Origin of the sequence: Arthrobacter antibioticus (assembly GCF_030063205.1) — a bacterium.
Taxonomy (GTDB): domain Bacteria; phylum Actinomycetota; class Actinomycetes; order Actinomycetales; family Micrococcaceae; genus Specibacter.
Genome location: NZ_JASISQ010000007.1, coordinates 164,917 through 170,961 on the forward strand (window position 1 = coordinate 164,917; position 6,045 = coordinate 170,961).

Sequence of the window (6,045 nt, forward strand, 5' to 3'; positions counted from 1 at the left end):
TCAGCTCATGATCCGCGCATGGTCGGAGGAACTGTGGAACGGCTCAGCATTAAGACACCGGACGATTTCATTAGCCTGATGGGACATACTCTGGGCTATTGGCCCAAGGAAAGCCTAGTCTGTATTACTCTCGACGATCGCCGCATAGGTTCGACCCTTCGGGTAGGACTTCCCAAAGCGGAAGCGGACACCAATAGGTATGTGCAGGACGTCGTCAAGTTCATCGCTACGGATCGTGAGGCAACCGGCGTCGTATTCGGCATCTTCACACCTGCGCAGTGGGAACCGCTGGACGACCGGCCCTACGAGGACGTGATGGAATCCCTGACCGAGGAACTATCTCGGCACAACATCAACGTGCGTGACGGTTGGCTCATCGGGGAGACGTCGTTCACCAGCTACTTCCAGTTGATTCCCGACCCGCTGGCCCGCACTCCGCTTGATGAAATCAAGACGAGCCAACTCAACGCGGAGCTTGTATTTCGCGGTTCCATCATTGAGCCCGACCCAGGATTTCGCATTCCCATCCTCGCCCGGCGGGACCTGAGCGAAGAAGTATTCAAACACTGCATCCGAATCGAGTCCATGACCCCACCCGTCGCCACTGCCAAGGCACGAACCTTGTGGGGCGGCTTTCTCGAAGGTGCCGACCTACCAACTGATGCACAGTCGGCCGAACTGCTGGCCGACTTCAAGTTCATCTCCGTACGAGACCGGCTCTTGGCTGACATTCCAGGACTGGAAGACAGTCTGGGCGACTTGCTGCTGGGCCAAACTAAGCGGCCGCCTCATTGGCAGCGCGTCGACCGCGCCCAGGAACTCCTGCTCCACCTCTACACTCGCGCCGACGGACCCGATGCAGCGCCCGTTCTCACCAGCCTCGGCATCATCCAGTGGTGGGAAGGCAAAGGATCTCGCGCCCACCAGTGTTTCCAACACGCGCTCGAAGCCGACCCCCACTATCGGCTTGCCCAACTCAGCGACCAAATGGTCGGCGCCGGCATCCTTGCGCCTTGGGCCATGGACAAGAACTCGGCGTACCAGCCGCCCATGAGCCGCGGGCCCCGGATCGAGGGAATGGGGATGGCGTAGGCGAAATTTATGGCTAACTTGCCGCATGAACCTGCGTGATTAATATTCCACGAAACACTTACTAACAAAGTCTCGTGCCCCAAGGCTGTTACCGAGACCAGACAACAGGTGCGCTTTAGCGGCACCAGCTACTCTCGACTGCGCCAGCCGGAGAAGGACGCGTCGAGTGCCACGAGACGCCACGACAATAGCCGTCCCTCGGCGCGGGCTTGGCGTTAGGTGTGAAGCCAAACTCCCAAGACATGCTCATGCTCCCCGCTGAACTTCTTATAGCGGGGCATCTGTCCCGTCTCGGCGACGAACACCACCAGCTCACAGAGGCGATCTTGCCAGTGGTCATCAAGGGATGTCCGTGGCGGAGTCACATCCCAGTCCGGGATCATGTCCATCAGCGTGATTCTAATTGCCGACAAAGCTCCGCGGCGATGTAAGGTGCGCTGACTCCGGACCCAATTAACTAGATCGCGCTCGATTTCATCGCCGTCGACGGTGGGGAGCCTCCCATTCGACTTGCAGAAGTCTTGCACTTCCTTGTACCTATGCTGCCAGCGCGTGGGTGGCCAGTCGGGGCCGAGGGCCTTCCTGGCAGCATCATGCGCAGCACGGAGGCCCTCGCTACTCCTCTCGCGGAGCCGCAGGTGCCGGTGCACGGTGGAGCGGGCCCGGCCGGTGAAGTCCGCGATTTCCTGCACCGTCATTCCGGACGAGTACATCCGGTCCCACGCTGGGTGAAGCGAGAAAGATTGGGGAGACATGCACTCACACTAGGGGACAGTTGCGGACTTTGTCAGCGGCCGCACCAGTCTTCACACTCCACCGGCTCTATAAGTCCGCCGAGCATCTTCGACGGGATCTGGTCAGCGATGGCTTGCCGTGTGCGGCGGCATCGTTCCGGCTGCCGGCCTTCAATCACCACGAAGCCTGGCCCCGGTGCAGGCCACCGTTGCGTCCGTAGCCAACCGAATCGCGAGCAGGCCTCTACGCCCGTTGGCAGTTCGAGGCGCTAGCACGGCGGGATTCCTGATCAACCTAACCTGTGCCACAGACCACCACAGGGCATCCACGCCTCACCGGTTGTCAGATTCGGTTCGGGAGCTCCCGTCCCCGACCAGTAAAGTGCTCCCCACACGATCGATACCAGGCGCCGGAGACGAAGCGCAGAGTGATATTTGCCTATGGGCCCCTATTGCCACCGTCAACGAAGTAGCGTGGTTAAACTATGAGCGATGCACTATTTGACTTTGGATCCACAGACGAGCCCCAAACTGGACCAGTCCATCAGCGAGATATCCCTGTCAAGGACCACCAAGTCCAGCAGATCCGCGAAGGGCTCGACGCAGCTGAAGTCATGGACCAAGACGAACGGCAACGGACTATTCAAAGCTACGTAGCCCGTCAAGTATCGTCGTTGCGCGACCTGCATGCCCACGAGGCACACGCAATCATTCAACGTCTGAAGCAATTGCGGACTGCAGGGCCTACCAAAACTGGATCGGTATGGGACCAGCGTGACGAAGACACATGGATCGACAAGCTCTAAAGCACGCTAGGCAATCCGTTGCTGAAGTACAGAGCGATGTGAAGGATCGTCGGGAATCATGTCCCCTTTTTTGGTGGCATGGTTGGACAACGATCTGACGTTTTCATCACCATAAGTCAGTTCGAATTCATGCTGATTTTGAGTCTCCACTTGGGCACTCAAACGAGTGGCTCGACAAGTTTCCGTGCCAGCTACGGCTGAGACCGGTCGGAAGGAAAGTTGCTAAATCACCCCGGTGGTCATAGATCTGGCATTATGAAGTTAGCCGGGGCATTCGCTGTCTCAGCCTAACTTGGGGAGCGCTATGAAATTCAAGTGGATATCGCCGGCAATGACACCGGAGACACAAGTGCCGAGGCCGTTCGCCGCGAAGCAACCAGCATCCCAAGTGTCACCAGACTTCGTTATCTCAACCGTACCCGTGACATTTGGGCCAGTCGTCGGCCCCGTCACTCAAGGACCGACGGAAACCACAGCCGACATCCCACAGCTCAAAGGCGACGCAGCGAATGCCGTCGCGCATCGCGGTAGCCACATTCAGATCATCGCCGCGGCCGGGTCCGGGAAGACCGAAGTTGTCTCGCAACGAGTTGCAGCATTACTGGCCGAGGGTGAAGCGCCCGATTCAATCGTGGCGTTCACTTTCACTGAAAAAGCAGCGTCAGAGTTGAAGGAGCGCATCAGCGAGCGTGTGACGGCGCGCATGGGCGCAGCAGCAACGGATCAGCTGGGGCAGCTTTTTGTCGGCACAATTCATGCCTACTGCTTCCGCATGTTGCAAATATATGTGCCGCGATACGAAACCTACACACCGCTCGACACGAACCAGCTGACAAACCTTGTCTACAAGGAAAGCGGCCTCCTCGGGATCAAAGATCTACCACCCGCCGACGGTACGTTCAAGAGCATCGCGAAGTTTCAGCGCGGCATCGACGTGATCGAGAACGAACTAATCGGAATCGAAACACTGCCAGCAGGCAAATTCAAGGCCGCCGTGGCGGCATATTACGACACACTGGATCGCTATCAATTCATGTCGTTCGGCACACAGATAGTGCGCGCGGTCGAAGCACTGGGCAACCCAGCTGTGCACGCTGCGGTCACCGCTCCGCTGCGTCATCTCATCGTCGACGAGTACCAGGATGTGAACCCCGCGCAGGAGAGGCTCATCGAACTCCTCGCTAAGCCACACGGCACGGCCGACCTCGTAGTCGTGGGTGACGACGACCAAGCGATCTACCAATGGCGTGGTTCGTCCGTAAAGAATATCGTGACTTTCGCCGACCGGTACAGAAATGTCGCGCAGTTCAAGCTGCTCACAAACCGGCGTTCTCGCCCTGGCATCGTTGAAGTCGCAAACCAGTTCGCCCAGTCGATCCCAGATCGAATCGAAAAGCAGATGTTGCCATTCCGACAAGTCGACGGACCGAGTGTTGCGCTCTCCCGCGACCCGGGAAATGAACATGATTCAGCTGACGATATCGCAAGTCAGATCCTCGATCTTCAGGCAAAAGGACTAGCCTACCGTGACATCGCGATCCTTGTGCGCGGACGTTCTGCATACCCGTCATTAATGGAAGCGTTAGAAAAGGCCAAGATCCCTGTACAAGCAGGCGGACGTTCTGGTCTGTTTACGCAGGTCGAACCGCAGGTGTTCGGCTCGACCTACGCATGGATAAGCGCAATCGACTGGAAGGAAGCGCAGTACACTCGTGGCCACAAGGTCACTCTTGAGCAACTCCTCGACGATTACACAGCCACCTTCAGTCTCTCGGTTGAGACGCGACCGAAGTTGTCGGCACATCTCGAGTCTTGGAAGGAGAAGGCCCTCGATAGCAAGTTCAATGAGAGTCTCGTAGGCGACTTCTACGCGCTGATCGAATTGCTCGGCGTCAAGCTCTGGGACTTATCAGACGATCTGGTTCGCAACCGGCTGGGAACAATTGCGCGGTTCACGAAGGTGCTCGCCGATTACGAGGGAGTAAGTTGGCGATCGCGCAAGGACCCAGATGTGCCGGGTGAGCAGGTTGGCGGCCGCAGCGGAGGTGAATGGTTTTACAAAAACCTGGCCATCCTCCTTTCCAATTATGCCGTCAGCAACTACGACGACTTCGCCGGCGAGGACGGGCACTTAGACGAAGGCGTCGCGCTTGGCACCATTCACGGTTCCAAGGGACTCGAATGGCCGGTCGTTTTCCTGCCCTCATTAGTTAAAACGCGTTTCCCCTCGAGTATGAACGGCCGCGCCCAGGACTGGCCTGAGGACTTGCATAATCGTTTCGAAAAGCAGCGCTACGAAGGCACCGATGCCGATGAGCGCCGTTTATTCTACGTTGCCATCACGCGCGCCCGTGACGCGGTGCTGTTGTCAAGCTTCTCCCGGCAAAACGGAGGAAACCACCGCGCCGCCTCACCTTACTTCGACGAGGTTGTGAGCGCCTTTACGAATGTGGGAACCCCTACATCGGCGACGAGTAAAGGGTCCGCATCAGCGTCCGAATTGGCGATCACGTACAGCGAATTGGCGGGGTTCGAGACATGCCCGCGCAGCTACTTGTTGAAGAACGAGCTAGGGTTCATGCCGACGATCCAACAGGAACTCGGCTATGGCAACGCAGTGCACCACACGATGAGAGTACTTGCCGAGCTCACCCAGGCGACGGGTTCTGTGCCCACAGCCCTGCAAGTCAGCCAGCTTTTTGAAGCCGAATTCTTCCTGCCGTATGCAAACAAGGCTGGTCACAAGGAAATGAGGGAGAAAGCCCGCAAGCTAGTTCTGCGATACGTAAACGAGAATTCAACCGACTTGTTGAATACCTGGGCAACAGAGCGGCCATTTGAATTGCATCTGGACGGTGCGGTAATCGCAGGCCGAGCCGACGTAATTTACGATACCCAGGACGGCCAAATTGGTCGCCTCGCTATTGTCGACTACAAGACATCAACGGGCGGTCAAATCGACCCTCTGCAGCTGCAAGTCTACGCCGAGGCCGGCCGCCGTGAGGGCCTGAATGTCGGTGCCGCGTTCATCCACGATCTCGGCGCGGAGCAACGCTATGACGTCGATATCGGCGTCAATGCGATCGCAACGGCCGAGAAACAAATCATCGCTACGATCGACAGCCTTCGCCGCCGCGATTTCGATCCGAAGCCCGGTCGCCGCAAGTGCCGCGAGTGCGACGTGCGGCGTATCTGCTCGGCAGCACCAAAGTCGTGGGGGGGCCGGCGTTCCCCCACCGGACGCCGAGAAAGTAACCATAATAGTAGGCCGCCAAATCACAGAGGTAAAAATAAAATGCCAGGGTGTGACAGTCGTTCCATGACAGTCAGGCACCGCGGCAAATCAATTGAAGTAACCCCAAACCAGAACCCCCCCAAGCGGCCGACCCAAAAACGGTTAAATCACACCCCCA

At 57.8% G+C, this 6,045-nt stretch carries 4 protein-coding genes; 3 read left to right on the plus strand and 1 reads right to left on the minus strand.

Going from position 1 to position 6,045, the window contains the following annotated elements:
* Window positions 1-18: 18 nt before the first annotated feature.
* On the plus strand, window positions 19-1,092 hold the full coding sequence (locus QMG40_RS14480) for a DUF4192 domain-containing protein (protein WP_283531808.1): 1,074 nt from the start codon (window positions 19-21) through the stop codon (window positions 1,090-1,092).
* 215 nt (window positions 1,093-1,307) lie between these two features.
* Here QMG40_RS14480 and QMG40_RS14485 read toward each other — a convergent pair whose 3' ends face one another.
* Window positions 1,308-1,847 carry a Helicase associated domain protein gene (locus tag QMG40_RS14485; RefSeq protein ID WP_283531809.1) on the minus strand — a complete coding sequence of 180 codons (540 nt, stop codon included), beginning with the start codon at window positions 1,845-1,847 and terminating at the stop codon, window positions 1,308-1,310.
* A gap of 464 nt (window positions 1,848-2,311) precedes the next feature.
* On the opposite strand from QMG40_RS14485, the gene QMG40_RS14490 reads away from it, so the two are divergent.
* Both QMG40_RS14490 and QMG40_RS14495 read left to right on the plus strand, forming a co-directional pair.
* A complete protein-coding gene (locus QMG40_RS14490; RefSeq protein WP_283531810.1) occupies window positions 2,312-2,632 on the plus strand; it encodes a hypothetical protein in 321 nt (106 codons plus the stop codon).
* A gap of 421 nt (window positions 2,633-3,053) precedes the next feature.
* The coding region (locus QMG40_RS14495; protein ID WP_283531811.1) for an ATP-dependent helicase at window positions 3,054-6,045 on the plus strand (2,992 nt) is incomplete at its 3' end.

Bases quoted from the DNA above. Each gene is read 5' to 3' on its own strand.
- QMG40_RS14480 (WP_283531808.1), top strand. From the start codon at position 19: ATGGTCGGAGGAACTGTGGAACGGCTCAGCATTAAGACACCGGACGAT.
- QMG40_RS14490 (WP_283531810.1), top strand. From the start codon at position 2,312: ATGAGCGATGCACTATTTGACTTTGGATCCACAGACGAGCCCCAAACT.
- QMG40_RS14485 (WP_283531809.1), bottom strand. From the start codon at position 1,847: ATGTCTCCCCAATCTTTCTCGCTTCACCCAGCGTGGGACCGGATGTAC.